The 24,591-nt window shown below is 60.1% G+C and carries 24 protein-coding genes, 1 tRNA gene and 1 pseudogene; 14 read left to right on the forward strand and 12 right to left on the reverse strand.

Annotated features, from left to right (window positions below; genetic code table 11):
• Positions 1 to 130 precede the first annotated feature (130 nt).
• The 14 genes from ruvC (at position 131) to nadA (ending at position 10,872) form a co-directional block, all read left to right on the forward strand.
• Positions 131 to 658, forward strand: a complete 528-nt coding sequence (gene ruvC, locus J5M66_RS21785; RefSeq protein ID WP_016773501.1) for a crossover junction endodeoxyribonuclease RuvC — start codon at positions 131 to 133, stop codon at positions 656 to 658.
• Between the two features lie 114 nt (positions 659 to 772).
• Entirely contained in the window at positions 773 to 1,381 is a 609-nt protein-coding gene (gene ruvA, locus J5M66_RS21790) for a Holliday junction branch migration protein RuvA (protein WP_024014088.1), read from the forward strand.
• On the forward strand, positions 1,382 to 2,443 hold the full coding sequence (gene ruvB / locus J5M66_RS21795) for a Holliday junction branch migration DNA helicase RuvB (protein ID WP_024014087.1): 1,062 nt from the start codon (positions 1,382 to 1,384) through the stop codon (positions 2,441 to 2,443).
• Positions 2,444 to 2,570: 127 nt separating this feature from the next.
• Positions 2,571 to 3,038, forward strand: a complete 468-nt coding sequence (gene ybgC, locus J5M66_RS21800; RefSeq protein ID WP_041479792.1) for a tol-pal system-associated acyl-CoA thioesterase — start codon at positions 2,571 to 2,573, stop codon at positions 3,036 to 3,038.
• Positions 3,028 to 3,723, forward strand: a complete 696-nt coding sequence (gene tolQ / locus J5M66_RS21805) for a protein TolQ (protein ID WP_008080223.1) — start codon at positions 3,028 to 3,030, stop codon at positions 3,721 to 3,723. Before ybgC ends, tolQ begins: the two co-directional genes overlap by 11 nt.
• Positions 3,724 to 3,746: 23 nt before the next feature.
• Positions 3,747 to 4,199: a protein TolR gene (gene tolR / locus J5M66_RS21810; RefSeq protein ID WP_160767866.1), complete on the forward strand. Its 453-nt coding sequence runs from the start codon at positions 3,747 to 3,749 to the stop codon at positions 4,197 to 4,199.
• Entirely contained in the window at positions 4,199 to 5,200 is a 1,002-nt protein-coding gene (gene tolA / locus J5M66_RS21815; RefSeq protein ID WP_207817500.1) for a cell envelope integrity protein TolA, read from the forward strand. The genes tolR and tolA overlap by 1 nt, the downstream gene beginning before the upstream one ends.
• Positions 5,201 to 5,217: 17 nt before the next feature.
• Positions 5,218 to 6,498, forward strand: a complete 1,281-nt coding sequence (tolB, locus tag J5M66_RS21820) for a Tol-Pal system beta propeller repeat protein TolB (protein WP_016773506.1) — start codon at positions 5,218 to 5,220, stop codon at positions 6,496 to 6,498.
• A 52-nt stretch (positions 6,499 to 6,550) separates the two neighbouring features.
• Positions 6,551 to 7,048, forward strand: a complete 498-nt coding sequence (gene pal / locus J5M66_RS21825; protein ID WP_003178634.1) for a peptidoglycan-associated lipoprotein Pal — start codon at positions 6,551 to 6,553, stop codon at positions 7,046 to 7,048.
• 6 nt (positions 7,049 to 7,054) lie between these two features.
• Entirely contained in the window at positions 7,055 to 7,894 is an 840-nt protein-coding gene (gene ybgF, locus J5M66_RS21830; RefSeq protein WP_024014085.1) for a tol-pal system protein YbgF, read from the forward strand.
• A 167-nt stretch (positions 7,895 to 8,061) separates the two neighbouring features.
• Positions 8,062 to 8,709, forward strand: coding sequence for a 7-carboxy-7-deazaguanine synthase QueE (gene queE / locus J5M66_RS21835; RefSeq protein ID WP_041479789.1), 648 nt, complete (start codon positions 8,062 to 8,064; stop codon positions 8,707 to 8,709).
• 1 nt (position 8,710) lies between these two features.
• The gene (gene queC / locus J5M66_RS21840) at positions 8,711 to 9,403 is read left to right on the forward strand and encodes a 7-cyano-7-deazaguanine synthase QueC (protein WP_071173362.1); all 693 of its coding nucleotides are present in this window, start codon (positions 8,711 to 8,713) and stop codon (positions 9,401 to 9,403) included.
• A gap of 62 nt (positions 9,404 to 9,465) precedes the next feature.
• Positions 9,466 to 9,541, forward strand: a tRNA-Lys gene (locus J5M66_RS21845).
• 272 nt (positions 9,542 to 9,813) lie between these two features.
• Positions 9,814 to 10,872: a quinolinate synthase NadA gene (gene nadA, locus J5M66_RS21850; RefSeq protein ID WP_016773509.1), complete on the forward strand. Its 1,059-nt coding sequence runs from the start codon at positions 9,814 to 9,816 to the stop codon at positions 10,870 to 10,872.
• Between the two features lie 177 nt (positions 10,873 to 11,049).
• Here nadA and J5M66_RS21855 read toward each other — a convergent pair whose 3' ends face one another.
• The 12 genes and pseudogenes from J5M66_RS21855 to J5M66_RS21910 all read right to left on the reverse strand — a co-directional run.
• Entirely contained in the window at positions 11,050 to 11,538 is a 489-nt protein-coding gene (locus J5M66_RS21855; protein ID WP_024014082.1) for an RDD family protein, read from the reverse strand.
• A 97-nt stretch (positions 11,539 to 11,635) separates the two neighbouring features.
• On the reverse strand, positions 11,636 to 11,848 hold the full coding sequence (locus tag J5M66_RS21860; RefSeq protein WP_003227496.1) for a cold-shock protein: 213 nt from the start codon (positions 11,846 to 11,848) through the stop codon (positions 11,636 to 11,638).
• A 403-nt stretch (positions 11,849 to 12,251) separates the two neighbouring features.
• On the reverse strand, positions 12,252 to 13,376 hold the full coding sequence (gene gcvT, locus J5M66_RS21865) for a glycine cleavage system aminomethyltransferase GcvT (protein WP_207808330.1): 1,125 nt from the start codon (positions 13,374 to 13,376) through the stop codon (positions 12,252 to 12,254).
• A 50-nt stretch (positions 13,377 to 13,426) separates the two neighbouring features.
• Complete coding sequence (locus tag J5M66_RS21870; RefSeq protein WP_016773512.1) at positions 13,427 to 14,803, reverse strand: L-serine ammonia-lyase; 1,377 nt, start codon at positions 14,801 to 14,803, stop codon at positions 13,427 to 13,429.
• Between the two features lie 176 nt (positions 14,804 to 14,979).
• Positions 14,980 to 17,832 carry an aminomethyl-transferring glycine dehydrogenase gene (gene gcvP / locus J5M66_RS21875; RefSeq protein WP_016773513.1) on the reverse strand — a complete coding sequence of 951 codons (2,853 nt, stop codon included), beginning with the start codon at positions 17,830 to 17,832 and terminating at the stop codon, positions 14,980 to 14,982.
• Positions 17,833 to 17,843: 11 nt separating this feature from the next.
• Complete coding sequence (gcvH, locus tag J5M66_RS21880; protein WP_016773514.1) at positions 17,844 to 18,227, reverse strand: glycine cleavage system protein GcvH; 384 nt, start codon at positions 18,225 to 18,227, stop codon at positions 17,844 to 17,846.
• A gap of 450 nt (positions 18,228 to 18,677) precedes the next feature.
• The gene (locus J5M66_RS21885; RefSeq protein WP_073472002.1) at positions 18,678 to 20,186 is read right to left on the reverse strand and encodes a sigma-54-dependent transcriptional regulator; all 1,509 of its coding nucleotides are present in this window, start codon (positions 20,184 to 20,186) and stop codon (positions 18,678 to 18,680) included.
• A 200-nt stretch (positions 20,187 to 20,386) separates the two neighbouring features.
• Positions 20,387 to 20,749: a DUF5064 family protein gene (locus tag J5M66_RS21890; RefSeq protein WP_041479784.1), complete on the reverse strand. Its 363-nt coding sequence runs from the start codon at positions 20,747 to 20,749 to the stop codon at positions 20,387 to 20,389.
• Between the two features lie 62 nt (positions 20,750 to 20,811).
• Entirely contained in the window at positions 20,812 to 21,741 is a 930-nt protein-coding gene (gene arcC / locus J5M66_RS21895; RefSeq protein WP_016770621.1) for a carbamate kinase, read from the reverse strand.
• Between the two features lie 138 nt (positions 21,742 to 21,879).
• On the reverse strand, positions 21,880 to 22,890 hold the full coding sequence (locus J5M66_RS21900) for an ornithine carbamoyltransferase (protein ID WP_024014074.1): 1,011 nt from the start codon (positions 22,888 to 22,890) through the stop codon (positions 21,880 to 21,882).
• Positions 22,891 to 22,959: 69 nt separating this feature from the next.
• Entirely contained in the window at positions 22,960 to 24,216 is a 1,257-nt protein-coding gene (gene arcA, locus J5M66_RS21905; RefSeq protein ID WP_016773516.1) for an arginine deiminase, read from the reverse strand.
• Between the two features lie 35 nt (positions 24,217 to 24,251).
• Positions 24,252 to 24,591: pseudogene (locus J5M66_RS21910) on the reverse strand (arginine-ornithine antiporter); the annotation flags it as partial.

Raw genomic sequence — 24,591 nt, forward strand, 5'->3', positions numbered from 1 at the left:
GCGAGCCTGCTCGCGAAAGCGGTGTGTCATTCAGCACCTGTATGTGCTGACATACCGCCTTCGCGAGCAGGCTCGCTCCCACATTTGCTATTGGCTGTCAGGTAAATCGTTTTATGAATCTGCAGGCGTTATGACTCTAATTCTTGGTATCGACCCCGGTTCACGCATCACCGGTTACGGGATCGTTCGCGATACCGGGCGGGGTGGCTGCATCTATGTGGCCTCGGGCTGCATTCGCACCGGCTCCGGCGAGCTGCATGAACGTCTGCAAATCGTCTATCGCGGCGTGCGCGAAATCATCAAGACCTACGGCCCCGTGACCATGGGTATTGAAAAAGTCTTCATGGCGAAAAACGCCGACTCGGCGCTGAAGCTCGGACAGGCGCGGGGAGCTGCGATTGTCGCCGGCGCTGAAGAGTGTCTGGAAATCGCCGAGTACACCGCCACGCAAGTCAAACAGGCCGTCGTCGGCACCGGTGCGGCCAATAAAGAACAGGTGCAGATGATGGTCATGCACATGCTCAAATTGACCAGCAAGCCGCAGATCGACGCCTCCGACGCCCTCGCGATTGCCATTTGCCATGCGCACACGCGCTCAAGCCTGCTGCCACACGGGCTGGGAACCGCACGCAGTCGTGGCGGGCGCCTGCGTCTCTGATAGCATCAGCATCAATTTTCCTGAAAGTGGTTTTGCGGTGCCTGTGTTGCCGGCGTGCAAGCCACCTTCAATCGTCGCCAGCCCACGGCTGGCCAGCGCTCAAGGATTCAAAACGTGATTGGACGCTTGCGCGGCACCCTGGCTGAGAAACAGCCGCCGCACCTGATTCTCGATGTCAATGGCCTCGGCTATGAGGTGGAAGTGCCGATGACCACGCTTTATCGGTTGCCGTCGGTCGGTGAACCGCTGACCCTGCACACCCATTTGGTCGTACGCGAAGATGCGCAATTGCTCTATGGTTTTGCCGGCAAGCGTGAGCGAGACTTCTTTCGCGAGCTGATCCGTCTCAACGGCGTCGGGCCGAAACTGGCGCTGGCGTTGATGTCGAGCCTGGAAGTCGATGAGCTGGTGCGCTGCGTGCAGTCTCAGGACACTTCGGCGTTGACCAAGGTGCCGGGGGTTGGCAAGAAGACCGCCGAGCGTCTGCTGGTGGAATTGAAAGATCGCTTCAAGGCCTGGGAAACCTCGCCGGCGATGTTCGCGCTGGTGCCGAATCAGCCGGACGGCCCGGCGCCGGTCAACAGCGCCGAGACCGATGCGGTCAGCGCGTTGATCTCGCTGGGCTACAAGCCGCAGGAAGCGAGCAAGGCGATTTCCGCGATCAAAGACAAGAACCTGAGCAGCGAAGACCTGATCCGCCGCGCTCTGAAGGGAATGATTTAAGTGATTGAAGCTGATCGTCTGATCGCCGCCGCGCACAGCCCGCGCGAGCGCGAAGAAGTCCAGGATCGGGCCATCCGCCCGGTCAGTCTGGCCGACTACATTGGCCAGCCGACCGTGCGCGAGCAGATGGAGCTGTTCATCCAGGCTGCCCGTGGCCGCAGTGAATCCCTCGATCACACCCTGATCTTCGGCCCTCCGGGGCTAGGCAAGACTACGCTGGCCAACATCATCGCCCAGGAAATGGGTGTGTCGATCAAGAGCACCTCCGGGCCAGTGCTGGAGCGTCCGGGTGATCTGGCCGCGTTGCTGACCAATCTTGAGCCGCACGACGTGTTGTTCATCGACGAAATCCATCGTCTGTCGCCGATCGTTGAAGAAGTGCTGTACCCGGCGATGGAAGATTTCCAGCTCGACATCATGATTGGCGAGGGGCCGGCGGCGCGTTCGATCAAACTGGATCTGCCGCCATTCACGCTGGTCGGCGCCACCACACGCGCCGGCATGCTGACCAACCCGTTGCGAGACCGCTTCGGTATCGTCCAGCGCCTGGAGTTCTACAGCACGGCGGATCTGGCAACGATCGTCAGTCGTTCGGCGGCGATTCTCGGTCTGCCGCTGGACCCGGAAGGTTCGTTCGAGATCGCCCGTCGCGCCCGTGGCACGCCGCGAATTGCCAACCGTCTGCTGCGACGGGTGCGCGACTTTGCCGAAGTCCGCGCCAAGGGCCACATCACCAAAGCGGTGGCGGATCTGGCGCTGAACCTGCTGGACGTCGATGAACACGGTTTCGATCACCAGGACCGGCGTCTGCTGCTGACCATGATCGAGAAGTTCGACGGCGGCCCGGTCGGTATCGACAGTCTGGCGGCGGCGATCAGTGAAGAACGCCATACCATTGAAGACGTGCTCGAACCGTATCTGATCCAGCAGGGCTATATCATGCGCACGCCTCGGGGCAGGGTAGTGACTCGGCATGCCTATTTGCATTTCGGTTTGAATGTTCCGTCACGCATGGGCGAGATGCCCGTGGCAGACGAGTTTCTCGACGCCGTCGACGATTGATACACATTTGCTGGTGATTTATTCAGGGTTTGTACTGTCAGACGACGGTACTTTTGCGTTAAAGCTTTGAAACCACGAAAAACAGTTGTCTGGCCGGATTGGCAACCTGAGGAGTAAGCACTAGAGTATGCGCGCGCAAAACGGGCTTGAGCCGTTCGCACATCGTTGTCGCGTTTATTACGAGGACACCGATGCGGGCGGCATCGTGTATTACGTTAATTACCTCAAGTTTATGGAACGGGCTCGAACCGAGCGGCTACGGGAACTGGGCTTTGCCCAATCTGTGCTTGCCGGAGAGGACCTGTTGTTCGTCGTGCATTCCAGCGAAGCGCGCTACCACGCGCCGGCGCGACTGGATGACGAACTGCTGGTAAGCGCTGATGTAATCGAATTGAACCGTGCCAGCCTGCGCTTCAAGCAGCAGGTCAGGCGGGCCACGGATAATGTGCTGCTCTGCGAAGGGCAGTTTTTGGTGGCCTGCGTGCGCACCGACAGTTTGAAACCCCGGGCCCTTCCCGAAGACCTGCGTGCGGCCTTCGCCGACGCGGTCGGCCCGGGTACACACTCAAAGCAGGAGATAAAGCGTGGAAGCTAACGTCGTCGACCATTCCTCCATGTGGAGCCTGGTCAGCAATGCCAGCATCGTGGTGCAGTTGGTAATGTTGACCCTGGTGGCCGCATCGGTGACCTCATGGATCATGATCTTTCAGCGCAGCAATTTGCTGCGTGCCGGTCGACGCGCCCTGGAGAGCTTCGAAGAGCGCTTCTGGTCCGGTATCGACCTGTCCAAACTGTACCGTCAGGCTGGCAGCAACCCTGATCCGGATTCGGGCGTGGAGCAGATCTTCCGTGCCGGTTTCAAGGAGTTCTCCCGTCTGCGTCAGCAGCCAGGTGTCGATCCTGAAGCCGTGATGGAAGGTGTCGCTCGTGCGATGCGCGTGGCCATCTCGCGCGAAGAAGAGAAACTCGAGCAGAGCCTGCCGTTCCTCGCCACCGTCGGTTCGGTCAGCCCGTACATCGGTCTGTTCGGTACCGTGTGGGGGATCATGAACTCCTTCCGCGGTCTGGCCAGCGCTCAGCAAGCGACCCTCGCCACCGTTGCTCCGGGTATCGCCGAAGCCCTGATCGCCACCGCGATCGGCCTGTTCGCTGCGATCCCGGCGGTCATCGCTTATAACCGTTTTGCTGCTCGCAGCGAAACCTTGCTGGGCCGCTACTACACCTTCGCCGATGAATTCCAGGCGATCCTGCACCGCAAAGTGCACACCAGCGAAGAATAAGCAGGTATTTCCCGATGGCTTTAATCGCTCGAGCTCGCAAAAAGCGCAAGCCGGTCGCCGAGATGAACGTAGTGCCCTACATCGACGTGATGTTGGTGCTGCTGGTCATCTTCATGGTGACCGCGCCGATGCTCAATCAGGGCGTGAAAGTTGATCTGCCCAAGGTTTCCAGCGAAGCCTTGCCGCAGGACAACAACACCCAGGTCCTGACCATTTCGATCAAGGCTGACAAGACCTACTACTGGAACCTTGGCAGCGAAGTCGACACCGAGAAGCAACAGGACAGGGCCATGACCCTGCCACAGATGACTGACGCGGTGACCAAGATCATCCGCGCCGGCACCGAGGGCGGCAAACGCACCCAGGTATTCATTCGTGGTGACAAGACTGTCGACTACGGCGCCGTCATGGGTGCCATGGGCGGGTTGCAGAAAGCCGGGGTCGGTAACGTTGGTCTGATTACCGAGGCCCCCTGATGCAGCAACAGCGAGAGCCGTCCGCCTCGGAAAGCTACTTCTGGCCTAGTGTTCTGGCGATTGTCCTGCACGTGCTGGTGTTCGGCATGCTGTTCGTCAGTTTTGCCTTCACGCCCGAACTGCCGCCGGCCAAGCCGATCGTCCAGGCGACTCTGTACCAGCTGAAATCGAAAAGTCAGGCGACCACCCAGACCAATCAGAAGATTGCGGGTGAGGCGAAGAAATCCGCCGCGCGCCAGACCGAAGTCGAACAGATGGAACAGAAAAAGATCGAGCAGGAAGCGGTGAAGGCGGCGGAACAAAAGAAAGAGGAAGCGGCTCAAAAGGCCGAGGAAGCCAAGAAGGCCGACGAGGCGAAGAAAGCGGACGAAGCGAAAAAGGCTGATGAAGCCAAGAAAGCTGACGACGCGAAGAAAGCCGAAGCGAAAAAGGCCGAAGAGAAACAATTGGCTGATATAGCCAAGAAGAAGGCCGAAGACGAAGCGAAGAAGGCTGCTGAGGAAGAGGCGAAGAAAGCCGCTGCCGAAGAAGCCAAGAAGAAGATCGTCGAAGACGCGAAGAAGAAAGCTGCTGCCGATGCTGCGAAGAAGAAAGCGCAGGAAGCGGCACGTAAATCTGCCGAAGACAAAAAGGCCCAGGCCCTGGCAGATCTGCTTTCCGACACGCCGCAGCGTCAGCAGGCCCTGGCCGATGAGCAGGGTGACGAGGTTGCCGGCAGTTTCGATGACCTGATTCGCGCTCGCGCAGCAGAAGGCTGGGCTCGTCCTCCTTCGGCGCGCAAAGGCATGACGGTCGTGCTGCAAATCGGCATGTTGCCGGACGGCACGGTGACTTCGGTCAGCGTGGCCAAGTCCAGCGGTGACGGTCCGTTCGATGCTTCGGCAGTCGCGGCAGTGAAGAATATTGGACGTTTGACAGAAATGCAGGGAATGAAGCCGAGCGATTTCGCTCCGTATCGTTCATTCAAGATGACATTCACACCTGAGGATCTAGCCTTGTGAGAAACCTTCTTCGAGGAATGCTGGTCGTGATCTGCTGCATGGCAGGGATCGCGGCGGCAGATGAAAAGAACATTCTGGTCACCAGCGGCAGCGATCGGGCTACTCCGATCGCCGTCGTACCGTTCGGCATGCAGGGCGGCGCCGTGCTGCCGGATGACATGGCTGAAATCATTGGCAACGACTTGCGCAACTCGGGCTATTACTCGCCGATTCCGAAAGCCAACATGATCAGCCAGCCAAGCCAGCCGAGCGAAATCATCTTCCGTGACTGGAAGGCGGTGGGTGCTCAGTACATGATGGTCGGCAGCATCGCTCCAGCGGGCGGTCGCCTGCAGGTGCAGTGGGCACTGTTCAACGTCGCCACCGAGCAGAAAGTGGCGGACGGCAGTGTTTCCGGTACGACCGACCAGATCCGTGACATGGCGCACTTCATTTCCGATCAGTCGTTCCAGAAGCTGACCGGCATTGAAGGTGCCTTCTCGACGCGTCTGCTTTACGTAACGGCCGAGCGTTTTTCCGAGAAGAACACCCGTTACACCCTGCAACGCTCCGACTATGACGGCGCACGCGCAGTGACTCTGCTGCAATCGCGCGAGCCGATTCTGTCGCCGCGTTTTGCACCGGACGGCAAGCGTATCGCCTACGTGTCGTTCGAGCAGAAGCGTCCGCGTATCTTCATGCAGAACATCGACACTGGTCGCCGTGAGCAGATCACCAACTTCGAAGGCCTCAACGGCGCGCCAGCTTGGTCGCCGGATGGCAATCGCCTGGCGTTCGTGCTGTCGAAAGACGGTAACCCGGACATCTACGTAATGAACCTCGGTTCGCGTCAGATCAGCCGCGTAACCAATGGCCAGGGCATCAATACCGAACCGTTCTGGGGCAAGGATGGCTCGACCATCTATTTCACCTCGGACCGTGGCGGCAAGCCGCAAATCTATAAAACCAGCGTCGGTGGCGGTGGTGCCGAGCGTGTGACGTTCGTGGGCAACTACAACGCCAACCCGAAACTTTCGGCTGATGAAAAGACTTTGGTGATGATCCATCGTCAGGATGGCTTCACCAATTTCAAGGTGGCAGCTCAGGATCTGCAGCGGGGTAGTGTAAAGATCCTCACTGATAGCACTCTGGACGAGTCACCTACTGTTGCGCCCAACGGCACCATGGTAATCTACGCCACCCGCCAACAGGGCCGGGGAGTCTTGATGCTCGTGTCCATTAATGGACGCGTGAGGCTCCCGCTTCCTACCGCTCAAGGCGAAGTCAGAGAACCGTCCTGGTCCCCTTACCTGAAGTGAGCGGGCGCTACACGTTTTACTTAACACACTGGGGTTCATTAGGAGTTTCACGATGGAAATGCTGAAGTTTGGTAAATTTGCTGCGCTGGCTCTGGCCATGGCTGTAGCTGTAGGTTGCTCGTCCAAAGGCGGCGACAACGCCGGTGAAGGCGCTGTTGATCCAAACGCTGGTTACGGCGCAAACACTGGTGCCGTTGACGGTTCCCTGAGCGAAGAAGCTGCTCTGCGCGCAATCACCACCTTCTACTTCGAATACGACAGCTCGGACCTGAAGCCAGAAGCCATGCGCGCTCTGGACGTTCATGCCAAAGACCTGAAAGCAAACGGCGCTCGCGTTGTTCTGGAAGGCAACACCGACGAACGTGGTACTCGTGAGTACAACATGGCACTGGGCGAGCGTCGTGCGAAAGCCGTTCAGCGCTACCTGGTACTGCAAGGTGTTTCCCCAGCTCAGCTGGAACTGGTTTCCTACGGCGAAGAGCGTCCAGTTGCTACCGGCAACGACGAGCAGTCCTGGGCCCAGAACCGTCGCGTCGAACTGCGTAAGTAATTCGATATGCGAACGTGCCGTCGTGCTGTAACTGTTCTGGCTCTCAGCCTCGCGCCGCTTGCGGCGTGGGCTGCGGTTCCTGTGGTCGATGACAACTCCGGTTATAACAATAGCGGGAGCAGTTATCCGCCTGCGGGTTACGGTACGAACGGCGCCTATGCCGGGGGAGCGGCTTCGGCCCCTGCCTCGGCACAAGGCATGCTGTTCAACCAATTGCAACAGATGCAGGATCAGATCTCGCGCCAACAGGGCGTGATCGAAGAACTGCAGAATCAGGTTTCGCGCATGAAGCAGGAATCCCTGGAGCGATACCAGGATCTTGATCGGCGCATAGGATCCGGCGTTGCACCAGCCGCGACTCCCGAGAATTCTTCTGCCGGTGGCGATGCAAGTGCTGCTGCCGGTGCTGCCGCAGGCGCGGGTGCTGCTGCGGCAGCCCAGGCACCTGCCGCGGGTAGCGAACCGGCTGATCCGGCCAAGGAAAAGCTGTATTACGATGCCGCTTTCGACCTGATCAAAGCCAAGGATTTCGACAAGGCCAGCCAGGCCTTCGCCGCTTTCCTGCGCAAATACCCCAACAGCCAGTACGCGGGCAACGCCCAGTACTGGTTGGGCGAAGTGAACCTGGCCAAGGGTGATCTGCAAGGTGCAGGTCAGGCCTTTGCCAAGGTTTCGCAGCTGTATCCCAAGCACAACAAAGTGCCGGATTCGCTGTACAAGCTGGCTGACGTAGAACGCCGCCTCGGTCACACCGACAAGGTCAAAGGCATTCTGCAGCAGGTTGTGTCCCAATATCCGGGCACTTCCGCCGCGCAGCTGGCCCAGCGTGATTTACAGCGCATGTAAGCCTGTTCATCCGTGTTTTGAAGAAACCCGCGCTTGTCGCGGGTTTTTTCGTTAGAATTCACGCCCTTTTTCTGAAACACGCTTCTTGTGGTCTACGCGTTGGCGGGATTGCCTGAAGTGCCTGACGGAGGCGGACAGCCTGTTTAGCTGTTACGCCCGTGGCGACTATGCAAGACACATTGAGAATCACCGAAGTTTTCTACTCGTTGCAGGGTGAAACTCGGACTGCCGGGCTGCCCACGGTTTTCGTGCGCCTGACCGGTTGCCCGTTGCGTTGCCAGTACTGCGATAGCGCTTACGCGTTCAGCGGCGGCACCGTCCGCACCCTCGACGACATCCTTGAGCAAGTGGCCGGATATCGTCCGCGCTACGTTTGTGTCACCGGCGGTGAGCCGTTGGCTCAGCCGAACGCCATTCCTTTGCTTGAGCGGTTGTGTGATGCCGGTTACGAGGTGTCGCTGGAAACCAGCGGCGCCCTAGACGTATCCGCTGTCGATCCGCGTGTCAGTCGCGTCGTCGATCTGAAAACGCCGGGCTCGAAAGAAGCCCATCGCAACCGTTACGAGAACATCGAACTGCTGACCCGCAACGATCAGGTGAAGTTTGTCATCTGCTCGCGGGAAGACTATGACTGGGCGGTATCGAAGCTGATCCAGTACGGGCTTGATCGACGTGCGGGTGAAGTGCTTTTCTCCCCAAGTCATCATGACCTCAATGCCAGGGATCTGGCGGATTGGGTGGTGGCAGACAACCTGCCAGTGCGGCTGCAACTGCAGTTGCATAAATATCTATGGAATGATGAGCCGGGGCGCTGAGATGATTGAACAACTGAACACTACCGAAAAACGTGCCGTTATCCTGCTTTCGGGCGGCCTCGACTCGGCCACCGTCGTGGCGATGGCACGCGCCGAAGGCTACGCCTGCTACACCATGAGCTTCGATTACGGCCAGCGCTCGCATGCCGAATTGCACGCCGCCGCCCGCGTTGCTCGCGACCTGGGTGTGGTCGAGCACAAGGTCATCGGACTGAACCTCAATGGCATGGGCGGCTCGGCGCTGACCGACACCAGCATCGACATTCCGGAAGAGCTGGGCGAAGGCATTCCGGTGACTTACGTGCCGGCGCGCAACACAGTTTTCCTGTCGTTGGCATTGGGTTGGGCCGAAGTGCTCGGCGCCCGCGACATCTTCATCGGCGTCAATGCAGTGGATTATTCCGGCTACCCGGACTGCCGTCCCGAGTTCATCGAGTCGTTCGAGCGCATGGCCAATCTGGCGACCAAGGCCGGCGTGGAAGGCAACGGCTTCCGCATCCAGGCGCCGCTGCAGAACCTGAGCAAAGCGCAGATCGTTCAGGCCGGCGTGAAGCTTGGCGTTGATTACGGTCTGACGGTTTCCTGCTATCAGGCAGACGATGACGGCCGCGCCTGCGGCAAATGCGACAGCTGCCGCCTGCGTGCAGAAGGCTTCGCGGCGGCTGGTGTGGACGATCCAACCCCTTATTTTTGATTTTTTCAAAAAAGGTGTTGAATAGTCCTTAAAAATCAGTATTATACGCGCCACCACACAGCGGGTCGTTAGCTCAGTTGGTAGAGCAGTTGGCTTTTAACCAATTGGTCGTAGGTTCGAATCCCACACGACCCACCATATTTGGCGGTTTAGAAAATCCGGAAGGCCCACGAAAGTGAGGATTTCCGGGTTTTTTTTTGCCTGCAATTCGGGCGTTCGATGTTCAAGTGCGGCCCGACCTGATACAGGTCAGAATCATCTTTTGTATCCTCGGGATATTCTGTAGCCTTGCGCAGCTTCAACGCTGTCCCTTGCCTGATGATACTCACTCTCCCGGCGGTACCCTCTAGCGGTCCGGAGCCGGGTGTATACTCGACTTTCGCGCGAATGCGCCTGCAGGTCTTGCGAACATGACGCAGATTTCCGAACGCCTCCTGGTTCAAGCCCACCTCGACGCCAAACAGCCGAAACCGCTGACGGCAGAAGAGGAGGCTTACTACCGTTCCGCCATCGCCGCCGAGCTCAAGGCTCAGGACGCGGTGCTCGTGGCCCACTTTTATTGCGATCCGGTGATTCAGGCCCTGGCCGAAGAAACCGGCGGCTGTGTTTCCGACTCCCTGGAAATGGCCCGCTTCGGCAACGCCCATCCGGCCAAGACCGTGGTGGTCGCCGGCGTCAAGTTCATGGGCGAGACGGCAAAAATTCTTAATCCGGAAAAACGCGTGCTGATGCCGACTCTGGAGGCGACCTGCTCGCTGGACCTGGGCTGCCCGGTCGACGAGTTCTCGGCGTTCTGCGATCAGCACCCGGAGCGTACCGTGGTGGTGTATGCCAACACTTCCGCCGCCGTGAAGGCTCGGGCTGACTGGGTGGTGACTTCGAGCTGCGCACTGGAGATCGTCGAAAGCCTGATGGACAACGGCGAAACGATCATCTGGGGCCCGGACAAGCACCTGGGCACTTACATTCAGCGCAAGACCGGTGCCGACATGCTGCTTTGGGATGGTGCCTGCATCGTCCACGAAGAGTTCAAGTCCAAGCAGCTCGAGGACATGAAAGCGTTGTACCCGGACGCAGCGATTCTGGTGCATCCGGAGTCGCCGACTTCGGTGATCGAGCTGGCGGACGCCGTCGGTTCTACCAGTCAGTTGATCGCCGCCGCGCAAAGCCTGCCAAACAAGACCCTGATCGTCGCCACCGACCGTGGCATCTTCTACAAGATGCAGCAGCTGTGCCCGGACAAGGTCTTCATCGAAGCGCCTACCGCCGGTAACGGCGCGGCTTGCCGCAGTTGCGCACATTGCCCGTGGATGGCCATGAACACCCTTGAGCGCACGCTCAAGAGCTTGAAGGAAGGCACCAACGAGATCTTTGTCGATCCGGCGCTGATTCCCCAAGCGATCCGCCCGTTGAAGCGCATGCTCGACTTCACCCAGGCAGCGCGGATGAAGCTGGCCGGTAACGCCTGAGTACTCCTTGTAGAAGTGAGCCCTGTGGCGAGGGGATTTATCCCCGTTCGGCTGCGTAGCAGTCGTTAAGCAACGCACGCGGTGTGTCTGATACGCCGCGGTGGTTGATTTTGGGGCGGCTTCGCCACCCAGCGGGGATAAATCACCTCACCACAGGCCGACTCTTGAGTATGGAAATTATTTGCTCTTCTTCGGGATTCGCACCACACGCGTATCCGAATAGATGTCATGCCAGGTGCGCTTCTGCTTGTCGAACAGCGACCAGAAGAACCCCAGCCCGACACACAACCACGACGCGATCGACACCATAAAGCGCAACAGCGCCTGCCACAGGCTGATGGCCGTGCCGTTGGCGTTCTGCACGCGGATCCCCCATACCTGCATGCCCAGTGTCTGCCCGCCATGGGTCCAGAACTTGGCGAAGAAGCCGAACAATACCAACAGCAGCACCGTGGAATACAGCGGGTCACCATCGAGCTGGCCGGCGTCGGTCATCACCCGCAGCCGTTCTTCGCCAATGATCGCGGCCTGGATCAACTTGTAGATGAATCCGGTGACGATCAGCAGGGCGGTGCACAGCAGGAAGTCGTAGAACATCGCCGCCAGACGACGACCGAGAGCAACGGGGGGAAAGTCCCCTTGCGGCGTGAGCAGGTGTTTCGACATGGCAGCCTCGGGACGCGAATGGAAGCGCCATTTTACGGATTAGCGCGCACAAAAAAGCCCCTGATATCAATATCAGGGGCTTTTTCGTATCAGAAGATCAGGCTTCTGCTTGTACTTCGTCAGCCTGCATGCCTTTCTGGCCTTGCACAGCAACGAAAGTCACTTTCTGGCCTTCTTTCAGGCTTTTGAAGCCGTTGCCCTGAATGGCGCGGAAATGTACGAACAGATCCGGACCGCTTTCTGGAGTGATAAAACCAAAACCTTTCTCGTCGTTAAACCACTTGACGGTACCGCTCTGACGTGTGGACATTTCTTATTTCCTTTGACGCATAAATTGATGACAGCCCCTTTCACATGAAAGAGTACTGGAGCTGGTTGCAAGGAGTAAGAAGACGTCGAGCGGGATGTAGCTAACTTGTAGGCTACTGCCCAGGTCACGATTCCAAGCTGACCCATGCAAACACAGTGGACAAACTCTACGCCAACTACGGGAGAAAAAACAAGCCCTGCGAAGGCCCCGGTTTTACTGCTCTTCATGGCAGTTCGTCAGCAAATTAGTTCCGTCTTAGACGATTGTCTGGTCCTATTTTCAGCAAACGTTATAAGCAACGTTCATATTCGAAACGGATGTTAAAAAACGCACTGTTTTATGGCGATTGCGTTACACATTAGTGCACGTTTAACGCAATCGCGTTACTTATAGAAACAGTCGATCAACCGCGATAGTAGCGTTGTGGAACAAATGGCATTTTGCTTACAAGCATTTGCACCTTTTTCCCACGGACGATGGCCCACACAGGTGTATCGAGCGCGACGTAAGCGCTGTCAAGGTATCCCATCGCCAATGGCCCGCCCAAAGTCGGACCAAAGCCACCGCTGCAGACGCTGCCGATGATCTCGCCGGCCTCGTTGACGATCTCTGCGCCTTCACGCACCGGGGTACGCTCCTGTGGCAGCAGGCCGACACGTTTGCGTGCGACGCCGTTCTGTTGCTGCGCGAAGATCTGCTCGGCGCCCGGGAAACCGCCGGCCCGCGCTCCATCGGCGCGGCGGGGCTTGGAGATCGCCCACAGGAGGCTGGCTTCGATCGGTGTGGTCTCGGTGTTCATGTCATGGCCGTACAGGCACAGGCCGGCTTCCAGACGCAGCGAGTCGCGGGCGCCAAGGCCGATGGCCTGGACCTCTGGTTCGGCGAGCAGGGCGCGGGCGAGTTTCTCCGCTTCAGCGGCCGGTACCGAGATTTCGAAACCGTCCTCACCGGTGTAGCCCGAACGGCTGACAAAGCAGTCCACGCCCAGCAACGACACGCGGTTGAACTGCATGAAGGTCATCTTCGCCACGTCCGGCGCAAGACGCGCCAGCACGGTGACGGCTGCCGGACCTTGCAGGGCGAGCAGGGCGCGCTCTTCGAACAGCGCGGTAATGGTGCACTGATCGCCGATGTGTTTTTGCAGATGCGCGAGATCCTCATCCTTGCACGCGGCGTTGACCACCAGGAACAACTCGTCGTTACCGAGGTTGGCAACCATCAGGTCATCGAGGATGCCGCCGCTTTTGTTGGTGAACATCGCATAACGCTGCATGCCCACCGGCAGGTCGATGATGTCCACCGGCACCTGGGTTTCCAGGGCTTTGGCCGCATTGGCGCCGGTCAGACGAATCTGGCCCATGTGCGAAACGTCGAACAACCCGGCTTGCTCACGGGTGTGCTGGTGTTCTTTCATCACGCCGAGCGGGTATTGCACGGGCATGTCGTAGCCGGCGAACGGCACCATCCGCGCGCCGAGTTCGAGGTGCAGTGCGTGTAGCGGGGTTTTCGACAGGTGTTCGGTGGTCATGCGGGACTCCTTGATTCATACCAATCCTCTCCCGCAGGGAGAGGGGCTAATTAGCATTCGATAATGTTGACCGCCAGGCCGCCGCGAGCGGTTTCCTTGTATTTGCTTTTCATGTCGGCGCCGGTCTGGCGCATGGTGCGGATGACTTTGTCGAGGGAGACGAAATGCTGGCCGTCGCCACGCATGGCCATGCGCACCGCGTTGATCGCTTTCACCGAGCCCATCGCGTTGCGCTCGATGCAAGGCACCTGCACCAGACCGCCGATCGGGTCGCAGGTCAGGCCGAGGTTGTGTTCCATGCCGATTTCCGCGGCGTTCTCGACTTGCTGCACGCTGCCGCCGAGCACTTCGCACAAGGCGCCGGCCGCCATTGAACAGGCCACACCGACTTCACCCTGACAACCGACTTCAGCGCCGGAGATCGAAGCGTTTTCCTTGTAAAGAATGCCGATTGCGGCAGCGGTCAGCAGAAATCGCACGACACCGTCGTCATTCGCCCCGGGGATAAAACGCATGTAGTAATGCAGCACCGCCGGAATGATGCCCGCCGCGCCATTGGTGGGCGCAGTGACCACGCGCCCGCCGTTGGCGTTTTCTTCGTTGACCGCCAGTGCATAAAGATTGACCCAGTCGAGCACCGACAGCGGATCGCGCAGCGCGGATTCCGGGTTCTTGCACAATTGCCGATGCAGCGCTGCCGCACGGCGTTTGACCTTCAAACCACCGGGCAAAATGCCTTCGTTGCGACAGCCAGCAGCGACGCAGTCCTGCATCACCTGCCAGATTTTCAGCAGGCCGGCACGGGTTTCCGCTTCAGGGCGCCAGGCGCTCTCGTTGGTCAGCATCACCTGACTGATCGACAGGCCATAGGTGGCGCAATGACCGAGCAAATCCTTGGCACTTTTGAACGGGAAGGTCAGCGGCGTGGCGTCTTCGACGATGCGATCGGCGCCGGCGGCATCTTCATCGACAACGAAACCACCGCCGACCGAGTAGTACTCGCGACTGCGGATCTGAATCCCCGCCGCATCGAAGGCGCGAAAGATCATGCCGTTGGGGTGATAGGCCAACGGTTTGCGGATCATCGCCAGATGTTCTTTCTCGTTGAACGCGATGCTGTGTTCACCGAGCAGATTCAGTCGGCCATTGCCGCGAATTTCTTGCAGGCGCGCGGCGACGGTCTCGGTGTCGACAGTGTCCGGATGTTCGCCTTCGAGGCCGAGCAGCACGGCTTTGTCGCTACCGTGACCTTTACCGGTAGCACCGAGCGAACCGTACAGCTCGACACGCACGCTGGCGGTGCTGGTCAGCAGGTTTTCCCGGCGCAGCCCTTCGGCGAAACGCGCAGCAGCGCGCATCGGGCCGACGGTGTGGGAACTGGAGGGACCGATGCCAATCTTGAACAGGTCGAACACGCTTAACGACATGGGGGCTCCTGCGGAGCAGTTGTGAGCTTCAAGCTGCAAGCTGCAAGTAAAAGCGGATCGGGTTTTCCTTGCGGCCTCTATAAGGCCTCAGTGCATGCAGCAAGACACAAGCCGCAAGTTAAAAGCAGATCAGCCCTTACTTGCAGCTTGCAGCTAGAAACTTGCAGCTGCCGCTCTTAAGCGTAGCTTTCGATCGACGGGCAGGCGCACACCAGGTTGCGATCGCCGAAGACGTTGTCGACGCGGCCGACCGGCGGCCAGTATTTGCCTTCGATCAGCGACGCGACTGGGTAAACGGCTTGCTCGCGGCTGTACGGGTGGGTCCATTCGCCAACCAGTTCCGCTGCGGTGTGCGGGGCGTTTTTCAGTGGGTTGTCTTCCTTGTCCAGGGTGCCGTTTTCCACTGCGCGAATTTCTTCGCGGATGCGGATCATCGCGTCGCAGAAGCGGTCCAGTTCTTCCTTGGATTCGCTTTCGGTCGGCTCGATCATCAATGTGCCGGCGACCGGGAACGACATGGTCGGCGCGTGGAAGCCGAAGTCGATCAGGCGTTTGGCGACGTCATCGACGCTGATGCCGCTGCTGTCTTTCAATGGACGCAGATCAAGAATGCACTCGTGCGCCACCAGGCCGTTGCTGCCGGTGTAGAGCACTGGGTAATGCTCTTCGAGGCGACGGGAAATGTAGTTGGCATTGAGGATCGCCAGTTGCGAAGCGCGCTTCAGACCAGCGCCGCCCATCATGCGGATGTACATCCAGGTGATCGGCAGAATGCTTGCGCTGCCGAACGGCGCCGCGCAGACCGCGCCTTCCTTGCGTTCCATCTGGCCGTGGCCGGGCAGGAACGGGGTCAGGTGCGATTTGACGCCGATCGGGCCAACGCCCGGGCCGCCACCGCCGTGCGGGATGCAGAAGGTTTTGTGCAGGTTCAGGTGCGAAACGTCGCCGCCGAACTTGCCCGGTGCGCAGAGGCCGACCATGGCGTTCATGTTGGCGCCGTCGATATACACCTGGCCGCCGTTGTCGTGAATGATCGCGCAGATTTCGCGGATGCCTTCTTCGAACACGCCGTGGGTCGACGGGTAGGTGATCATCAGCGCGGCGAGGTGTTCGCGGTGCTCGATGGCTTTGGCGCGCAGGTCTTCAATGTCGACGTTGCCACGGGCATCGCATGCGGTAACGACCACGCGCATGCCTGCCATTTGCGCGGTGGCCGGGTTGGTGCCGTGGGCCGACGACGGGATCAGGCAGATGTCGCGGCGCTCATCGCCACGGCTCTGGTGGTAGGCGCGGATCGCCAGGAGACCTGCGTATTCACCTTGCGAACCGGCGTTCGGTTGCAGCGAGATCGAGTCGTAACCGGTGGCGGCGCAGAGCATCGCTTCCAGCTCGTCGGTCAGTTGCTGGTAACCGGCGCTTTGTGCGGCCGGGGCGAACGGGTGCAGTGCACCGAATTCGGCCCAGGTCACCGGGATCATTTCGCTGGCGGCGTTGAGTTTCATGGTGCACGAGCCCAGTGGAATCATCGTGCGATCCAGTGCCAGGTCCTTGTCCGCCAGTTTGCGCAGGTAGCGCATCAGCTCGGTTTCCGAGTGATAACGGTTGAACACCGGGTGGCTGAGGATCGGCGACTGGCGCACCAACTCAGCAGGAATGGTGCTCTGCACCGAGGCGGCCAGCGCAGCGAAGTCCGGCAGGGTCTTGCCGTCGGCGAACAGGCCCCACAGGGTTTCGATATCAGCCTGAGTGGTGGTTTCGTCGACCGACAGGCCCAGACGTTCGGCGTCGATCACACGCAGGTTGATCTGCTGAGCGTGCGCCTTGTCGTGCAGCGCGGCGGTGTGTGCGCCGGTAGCAACGGTCAGGGTGTCGAAGAAGTTTGCCTGCTCGACTTGAGCGCCCAGCGCGGTCAGGCCCTTGGCCAGAATCGCGGTCAGGTGATGCACGCGGTTGGCGATCTGGGTCAGGCCTTTCGGGCCGTGGTAGACGGCGTACATGCTGGCGATGTTGGCCAGCAGCACCTGCGCGGTGCAGATGTTCGAGGTGGCCTTCTCGCGGCGGATGTGTTGCTCGCGAGTCTGCATCGCCAGGCGCAGGGCCGGCTTGCCGAAACGGTCAACCGAGACACCGACCAGACGGCCCGGCATGTCGCGCTTGAACGCATCTTTAGTCGAGAAATAAGCGGCGTGCGGGCCACCGAAGCCCAGCGGCACGCCGAAGCGTTGCGCCGAACCGATGGCGACGTCGGCACCGAATTCGCCCGGTGCGGTCAGCAGCGTCAGGGCCAGCAAATCAGCGGCCACGGCGACCAAAGCGTTGGCGGCGTGGAAACGCTCGGTCAGCTCGCGGTAGTCGAACACATCACCGTTGCTCGCCGGGTATTGCAGCAGCGCGCCAAAGAACGGCGTGACGTCAGTCAGTTCGCGCTCATCGCCCACGACCACGTCAATACCGAGCGGCTCGGCACGGGTGCGCAGCACGTCGAGGGTCTGCGGATGGCTGTGGATCGAGGCGAAGAACTGGTGGCTGCCTTTGTTCTTGCTCAGGCGTTTGCAGAAGGTCATGGCTTCGGCAGCGGCGGTGGCTTCGTCGAGCAGGGAGGCGTTGGCGATCGGCAGGCCGGTGAGGTCGCTGATCATGGTCTGGAAGTTCAGCAGCGCTTCGAGACGGCCCTGGGAAATTTCTGGCTGGTAGGGGGTGTAAGCGGTGTACCAGGCCGGGTTTTCCAGCAGGTTGCGCAGGATCGGCGACGGCGTGTGGCAGTTGTAGTAGCCCTGGCCGATGTAGGTCTTGAACAGCTGATTCTTGCCGGCGATGGATTTGATCATCGCCAGGGCGTCGGCCTCGCTGAGGCCGTCGTCCATGCCGAGCACGCTGGTGCCCTTGATGCTTTCGGGGATGACGCTGGCGCTCAGGGCTTCGAGGGAATCGAAGCCGAGGCTGTTGAGCATGGCTTGCTCGTCACCGGCGCGCGGGCCGATGTGACGGGCGATGAATTCGTTGGCGGTGCCGAGATTGATGGCGGTCATGGGGTAATTCCTCAGGCTTCGGCTTGGGCTTTGATCAGGCGGTCGTAAGCGTCCTGATCGAGCAATTTGCCGACAGCGGCGGCGTCGCTTGGCTGGAAGCGGAAGAACCAGCCTTCGCCCAGCGGATCTTCGTTGACCAGCTCAGGAGCGTTTTCCAGCGCCGGGTTGACTTCCAGCACGTCGCCATCGAGCGGCATGTACACGCCGCTTGCGGCTTTCACCGATTCCACGGTGGCGGCTTCAGCGCCTTTTTCGTAAGCCTGCAGCTCAGGCAGTTGCACGAACACCACGTCGCCCAAAGCGTTCTGCGCGAATGCGGTGATGCCGACAGTGACACTGCCGTCGGCTTCGGTGCGCAGCCATTCGTGATCTTCAGTAAAACGCAACTCGCTCATGGAAACTCCTCAGGGGCCAGACTCGTCTGGTGGACGCGGTGGAAAGCTTGGGGCGGGGAAGCCCTTTATAGATGAGAAGGCAGGTAGCAAGAATGCGGCCAAGGTTGATTTATCTATATAAATCAATGGCTTGGATTTTTCAGGTGGGCGTCGGCAGGTTGCGCCTGTAGCGAAATCGCTACAGCTTGGGGCGAGGAGAAAAGCTGAACGGGATCAAAGCGTTGCGCAGCGCTGGTCACAGGCGGGTGTAGCGATATCGTTCCGCTGTAGCGCTTTCGGTACAGATGGAGGTCGTTTTTGGACGGATTTCGAATCCGCCATAAATCCTGTGGGAGCGAGCCTGCTCGCGAAGACGGTGTGTCAGGCGCCAGCTATTTTGCTGATAGACCGCTTTCGCGAGCAGGCTCGCTCCCACATGGGGAATTTCCTGCAATAGGGATGCGCGGTGAGTCAGGGTTTATTGGGAATGCCGTATTTGCGCAGGCGATGGGCAATGGCGGTGTGCGAGGTCTGCAAGCGGCTCGCCAATTGCCGGGTCGAGGGGTAGCTGACGTAGAGCTTTTCCAGCAGCTCTCTCTCGAACGATTCGACCGCTTGCTCAAGGCTGTCGACATCGGTATCGGCCTGGCGCGCCACCGAAGTGCCGGCGATGTCGAGGTCGCCGATATCGACCAGGCTGCTCTCGCAAATCGCCGCTGCGCGAAAAATCACGTTCTGCAATTGCCGCACGTTGCCCGGCCAGCGATTGCCGAGCAGCGCCGGATAAGTGCCGGGCGCCAGGCGGCAGACCGGGCGCTGGATCTGCGCACAGGCCTGCTGCATGAAGTAGCGCGCCAGCAGCAGGATGTCCTGACCGCGTTCACGCAGCGGCGGCACTTCGACGTTGAGCACGTTGAGGCGATAGAACAGGTCCTCGCGGAACAGGCCTTCGCTGACCATTTTTTCCAGGTCGCGGTGGGTCGCGCTGAGGATGCGCACGTCGACCTTTACTTCCCGATCACCACCGACGCGGCGGAAGCTGCCGTCGTTGAGAAAACGCAGGAGTTTGGCCTGCAAGTACGGCGACATCTCGCCGATCTCATCGAGAAACACCGTGCCCTGGTTGGCCAGCTCCATCAGCCCCGGCTTACCGCCACGCGCCGCGCCAGTGAAGGCGCCGGGGGCGTAGCCGAACAGTTCGCTTTCGGCGAGGTTTTCCGGCAGCGCTGCGCAGTTGAGGGCGAGAAACGGAGCGCTGTGCCGCGCACTGATCGCGTGACAGGCGCGGGCCACCAATTCTTTGCCGGTGCCGGTTTCGCCCTGAATCAATAGCGGTGCATCAAGGGCGGCGACGCGTTGCGCGCGGGCCTTGAGTGTGCGGATCGCCGGGGATTCGCCGAGCAGGGCGTCGAAGCCTTCGGCGTGATCGTGGTGCAGTGCTGAGAGTTGTTCGCCGATGCGGTTCGGTTGATACAGGGTCAGCAGGGCGCCGGCGTCGGTGATCGGCGTGGCATCGAGCAGCAGGGTCTGGCCGTTGACGGTGATCTCGCGCAGCGGCAGGCGAAAGCCGTTTTCCAGCAGGGTGTCGAGCAGACCGGGATCATTGAACAGCGCCGAGACGCTTTCGCCGGCCGGTTCGCGACCGTACAGGGCAATCAGCGCCGGATTGGCCAGCAGCACCTTGCCGGCGCTGTCGAGGGCCAGCACCGGGTCAGTCATCGCCGCGAGCAGGGCATCTAGCTGCAGATGCCGACGCTGGCCGGGCAGGATATCGACCACGGTCACCGCTTCCACGCCGAGCACGCGAAACAGCGCATCTTTCAGTTCTTCGAGCACTTGCGGGCTGAGCGTCGGCGCGTCGATGTAGACGTTCGGCGGGATCATCTCCACCGCGTCCAGATTGAGATTGCGCCCACCGAGGATAGCCAGGACTTCCTGGGTGATGCCGACGCGGTCGATGAAGCTGACGTGGATACGCATGGGGGCGGGTTCAGTGATCTGCAGAGCGGAGGGGGGCAAGTATGCCTTGGGGCGGGCTAATGGTGAAATCTTGTCCCTGCGCTGATCTCTCCCACGCTCTGCGTGGGAATGCCGCCACGGACGCTCCGCGTCCGCTGTGACGCGGAGCGTCACGGGATGCATCACCACGCGGAGCGTGGGAACGATCAGTGGAAAGGAAGTTATTCGAAATGCTCGAGATTGACCGGATCCCCCGACTGCATATTCAACTTCTGCCGAATGTCTTCAAACATCAGATCGTAATGCTTGTGCACCGAGCCGATCTGGCTGTGGGTCTTGGGGATGCCGTACTTCTCGGCAATCCGCGTGACATCGCGGGCGAAGTTGTAGGCCTCTTCCTTGGGCAGGAAAAACGCCTCCTTCATGTCCTTGCCCTGCATGCTGCCGTGCAGGGTGAACTGAATCCCTTTGCCTTTCTGCGGATCGGTGAACACTTCATAGTCCAGATGCACGTTGTAATTGACGTCATCGTCGGTCAACGCGTGCCGCTCGATGTGCAGATGACCGGGTTCGAACTGGGCCATTGAGCTACTCCTTTCAAGGCATGGAAGCGGGGCAGGCCTTGAGCCTGCCCCGGCGTTTATTGTTATCGGTAGCTGATCCCCGGCTTCGCCGTGCTGACCCGCGTACCGGCGGTGCCCTGGACGATGGCTTCGATATCGGCCAGCGAACCGATCACCGCGACCTTGCCAGTATGGCGCGCGAATTCGCAGGCTGCCTGCACCTTCGGTCCCATGGAGCCGGCGGCGAAGCCGAGGCGTTCGAGTTCGTCCGGGTGGGCTTCGGCGATGGCTTTCTGCGTCGGCTTGCCGTAATCGATGAACGCTGCGTTGACGTCAGTGGCGATCACCAGCAGGTCGGCTTCCAGTTGCTCGGCAAGCAACGACGAACACAGATCCTTGTCGATCACCGCCTCGATGCCCTTGAGGTTGCGCTGCTCGTCGTACATGGTCGGAATACCGCCGCCACCAGCGCAAATGACGATGCTGCCCTTGTCCAGCAGCCACTTGATCGGGCGGATTTCGAAGATGCGCTTCGGCCGTGGGCTGGCGACCACACGGCGGAATTTGTCGCCATCGGCAGCAATCGCCCAGCCTTTCTCGGCGGCGAGTTTTTCCGCTTCGGCTTTCTCGTACACCGGGCCGATCGGCTTGGTCGGGTTCTTGAAAGCCGGGTCATTGGCGTCGACTTCGACCTGGGTCAGCAGGGTGGCGAACGGCACTTCGAAGTCGAGCAGATTGCCCAGTTCCTGTTCGATGATGTAGCCGATCATGCCTTCGGTTTCAGCGCCGAGCACGTCCAGCGGGTAGGGGGTGACGGAGGTGTAGGCCGCCGCTTGCAGCGACAGCAGACCGACTTGCGGGCCATTGCCGTGAGCGATGACCAGTTGGTTGCCGGGATGGATCTTGGCGATTTGCTCGGTGGCGATGCGGATGTTGGCGCGCTGATTGTCAGCGGTCATCGGCTCACCACGGCGAAGCAGGGCGTTACCGCCCAGGGCTACGACGATACGCATGGTGCATGTCCTTTTCGTATTGATCGTTCCCACGCTCTGCGTGGGAATGCCGCCACGGACGCTCCGCGTCCGCTGTGACGCAGAGCGTCACGGGATGCATTCCCACGCGGGAGCGAGGGAACGATCATCTTCAACCAGTTAGAGATCAGCCAGGGTCGAGACCAGAATCGCCTTGATCGTGTGCATGCGGTTTTCCGCTTGCTCGAAGGCGATGCAGGCTGGCGACTCGAACACGTCGTCGGTCACTTCGATGCCGTTTTTCAGGTGCGGATACTGCTCGGCGATTTGTTTGCCGACCTTGGTGTCGCTGTTGTGGAAGGCCGGCAGGCAGTGCATGAACTTGGTACGCGGGTTGCCGGTGGCTTTCATCAGGTCGGCGTTGACCTGATACGGCAGCAGTTGCTGGATACGCTCGGCCCAGGCTTCCACCGGTTCGCCCATAGACACCCAGACATCGGTGTGAATGAAGTCGACGCCTTTGACCGCTTCTTTCGGATCTTCGGTGAGGGTGATGCGTGCGCCGCTTTCCTCACCGTATTTTTTGCAGCGCGCCACCAGATCGTCCAGCGGCCACAGCGCTTTCGGCGCGCAGATGCGCACGTCCATGCCCAGTTTGGCGCCGATCAGCAGCAGCGAGTTGCCCATGTTGTTGCGCGCGTCGCCCAAGTAGGCGTAGCTGATTTCGTGGATCGGCTTGTCAGCGTGTTCACGCATGGTCAGCACGTCGGCGATCATCTGGGTCGGGTGATATTCATCGGTCAGGCCGTTGAACACCGGCACGCCGGCGAACTTGGCCAGCTCTTCGACGATTTCCTGCTTGAAGCCACGGTACTCGATGGCGTCGTACATGCGCCCGAGCACGCGGGCGGTGTCCTTCATGCTTTCCTTGTGGCCGATCTGCGAGGAGTTCGGGTCGATGTAAGTGACGTTGGCGCCTTGGTCATAGGCCGCCACTTCGAAGGCGCAACGGGTGCGGGTCGAAGTTTTCTCGAAGATCAGGGCGATGTTGTTGCCCTTCAGATGCTGTTGCTCGGTGCCGGTGTACTTCGCACGTTTCAGATCGCGAGACAGGTCGAGCAAGTAACGCAATTCGCGAGGGGTGTGGTGTTCCAGGCTCAGCAAATTACGGTTGTGAATGTTAAACGCCATGATGATTCTCCTTGGATTCGGTAATCGGCCCGGCCGCGACGGGATGGGTGCGGCCGGGAGGACGGTCGTTTAGTAATCGATCGGGTCGCGGATGATCGGGCAGGTCATGCAGTGACCGCCGCCACGGCCCCGGCCGAGTTCGCCGGCGCTGATGGTGATGACCTCCACGCCAGCCTTGCGCAGCAGGGTGTTGGTGTAGGTGTTGCGGTCGTAGCCGATGACCACGCCGGGTTCCATCGCGACCACGTTGTTGCCGTCGTCCCATTGCTCGCGTTCGGCGGCGAAGCTGTTGCCGCCGGTTTCCACCACGCGCAGTTTCGGCAGGTTGAGCGCCGCAGCGACGGTGTCGAGGAAGCTGCCTTCTTCGCGGCGGATGTCGATGCCGCCCTGTTTGCTTTCGTCAGGGCGCAGGGTGAAGGCGACGATCTGGTTGACCACTTCCGGGAAGATCGTCACCAGGTCGCGGTCGCAGAAGCTGAACACGGTGTCCAGGTGCATTGCGGCGCGGGATTTCGGCAGGCCGGCGACGATGACTTTTTCCACTGCTTTGTTGTTGAACAGGTTCAGCGCCAGTTGGCCGATGGCCTGACGCGATGAACGCTCGCCCATGCCGATCAGCACCACACCGTTGCCGATCGGCATGACGTCGCCGCCCTCAAGGGTAGAGTTGCCGTGGTCCTTGTCCGGGTCGCCGTACCAGATCTCGAATTCGGCGTTGGTGAACTGCGGATGGAATTTGTAGATGGCGGTGGTCAGCAGGGTTTCCTGACGGCGCGCCGGCCAGTACATCGGGTTCAGCGTCACACCACCGTAGATCCAGCAGGTGGTATCGCGGGTGAACTGGGTGTTGGGCAGCGGTGGCAGGATGAAGCTGGAGTGGCCGAGGAAATCGCGGAACATCTGGATGGTCTTGCCACCGAAGCTGTCCGGCAGATCATCGGCCGAGACGCCGCCAATCAGGAATTCGGCGATGTGCCGTGGCTCGAGGCTTTTCAGCCAGGATTTCACTTCGCTGATCAGGCCCAGGCCCACCGAGTCGGCGGTCACCTTGCGCTCAAGAATCCAGTCCAGCGCTTCGGGAATGGCGACGATGTCGGTCAGCAGGTTGTGCATTTCCACCACGTCGATGCCGCGCTCGCGCATCTTGGTGACAAAGTCGAAATGGTCGCGCTTGGCCTGCGCTACCCACAGCACGTCATCGAACAGCAGTTCATCGCAGTTGTTCGGGGTCAGCCGCTGATGGGCCAGACCTGGGGAGCAAACCATGACTTTACGCAGTTTCCCGGCTTCGGAGTGGACGCCGTACTTCACTTTTTCCGTGGTCATTTCTGTGTTCCTCCAGATGACAATTCAATCAGGGGTTACAGCGTCAGGAAGCCATCGTAGAGACCGTAGGCCGCCACCACGGCGCCCACGACCACTGCGGCGAAAATCAGCTTCTCGACGTTGGTGAAAACCGGTTGTTTGAGTTCCAGCTTGGCCTTGGCGAACAGGATCGCGCCGGGCGCGTAGAGCAGGGCCGACAGCAGCAGGTACTTGACCCCGCCGGCGTACAACAACCACACCGCATAGATCAGGGCGATACCGCCGATGATCAGATCCTTGCGCCGCTCGGCGGCAAAGCCTTCGTAGCTCTCGCCGCGCACCGCCAGCAGCAGGGCATAGGCCGCCGACCACAGGTAGGGCACCAGAATCATCGAG

Origin of the sequence: Pseudomonas sp. 67(2021), assembly GCF_017491835.1 — a bacterium.
Classification (GTDB): Bacteria; Pseudomonadota; Gammaproteobacteria; order Pseudomonadales; family Pseudomonadaceae; genus Aquipseudomonas; species Aquipseudomonas atacamensis.